Genomic DNA, 270 nt, shown 5'->3' with positions numbered 1-270 from the left:
GCCGACCTCGGCCACGACGACGAGACGACCCTCGTGGCGGGCCTCGCGGCCGCGGGTCTCGAGATCGACGCGTGCGAGCGGTGGTCGCTGCCGCCCGGGCCGGGTCCGGTCGTGGTCGTCGCCGCCCAGCTGATCGATCCGCACCGCGCGGCGCGCCTCACGGCGGAGGACACCCCGCACCTGCCGATCGAACTCGCCGGCGACCGTGTCGTCGTCGGCCCGCTCGTCGTGCCGGGCCGGACGGCCTGCATCGCGTGCCTCCACGCGGAC

General features: G+C 77.0%; 1 pseudogene. It reads left to right on the top strand.

What is annotated here, in order from left to right:
- A pseudogene (locus tag KVT44_RS56135) lies at nt 1–270 on the top strand (hypothetical protein); the annotation flags it as partial.

Source organism: Streptomyces sp. GbtcB7, assembly GCF_019091445.1.
Taxonomy (GTDB): domain Bacteria; phylum Actinomycetota; class Actinomycetes; order Streptomycetales; family Streptomycetaceae; genus Streptomyces; species Streptomyces mirabilis.
The sequence above is the reverse complement of the archived record's forward strand: the minus strand, read 5'-3'. Positions and strand labels throughout refer to the sequence as shown.